The organism is Mesorhizobium sp. M1A.F.Ca.IN.022.07.1.1, from assembly GCF_003997575.1.
GTDB lineage: Bacteria > Pseudomonadota > Alphaproteobacteria > Rhizobiales > Rhizobiaceae > Mesorhizobium.
Genome location: NZ_RZST01000658.1, coordinates 1 through 1,038, shown reverse-complemented (window position 1 = coordinate 1,038; position 1,038 = coordinate 1). Strand labels below are relative to the sequence as shown.

Annotated in this window: 1 protein-coding gene and 1 pseudogene; both read right to left on the bottom strand. The window is 63.1% G+C overall.

The genetic code is table 11. From position 1 onward, the window contains the following. Nucleotides 1-657: pseudogene (locus tag EOA75_RS33185) on the bottom strand (apolipoprotein N-acyltransferase); the annotation flags it as partial. A gap of 96 nt (nucleotides 658-753) precedes the next feature. Continuing rightward, the coding region (locus EOA75_RS33180; RefSeq protein WP_127326162.1) for a VOC family protein at nucleotides 754-1,038 on the bottom strand (285 nt) is incomplete at its 5' end.

Genomic DNA, 1,038 nt, shown 5'->3' with positions numbered 1-1,038 from the left:
GACGTGAGCGGCAACGAGAGCGACGAACAAGGCCAAGCCCAGCCTGAGATGCCGGCGCGCCGCGACAAGCGCCGGCAGGGAAAAGACAAAAACGGCGAGCGCGTTCATGCCGATCATGCCCGTCACCGACACGCTTTGCATCAGGAGGGGCACCGGCATTGCGGCATAGCCGACGGCATTCCAGGGAAAGCCGGTGAACAGGAAATCGCGCAGCCATTCCGCAAGGCCGAAGCCGAAGGCAAGTGCGGCGATGCGGCCGATATCACTGCTCCAGCAAAGCCGCGCCACGAGCGTCGCAAAACCATAGAAGAAGGCGAGCCCAAAGGGGATGCCGACGACGGCGAAGGGCAGCGCCCAGGCGAAGCTGTCGGCCTCGACAAGAAGGGCCTGGCCGATCCACCAGAGGCCGGCGAGGAAATAGCCGAAGCCGAACCACCACCCGATGGCGAAAGCCGGGCGAAGGCGACGCAGCCAGCCGTCGGAGGCTTCACCGGTGGCGCCGTCGAGCAGCCAGACAAGCACCGGAAACGAGACGAAACAGACGGCGAAGAAATCGTAAGGCGCCTGGGCGAGAACCGCGAGCGCTCCCGCGACAAACGCTACCAGCGACCGCCGCCACCCCCACAGCAGAATTATCCGGCCGGCAAAGCGCTGCATTCAACTTTCCAAGTCGCGCGAATCAGGCAGCCAGAGATTTAACAGGCCGAGCCGGATGCTCCAAACACGAGTAAGCGCAACAAATTCACGGTCGCGCTAACGGTGCCACCCTTCAATGCTGAGGCCGCTCAGTCGCTCGGCCTCCTCTTTGGGCACAATGCGCACGGTCTGTGTGAAGGTCCAGACATGGCCTTCTGGATCGCGGGCTCGATATTGCCGTTCGCCGTATAAACGATCGATGGGCTCCTCAACGATTTCTGCCCCCGCGGCGCGCGCTTTCTCGCAATGGGCGCCGAGGTCTTCCCTCAATCGGATATAAACCGACTGCGTGTTCTTGCCGCCGACAGAGGCGGGGCTGGCAAAATTCGCGGCCCCTTCGCC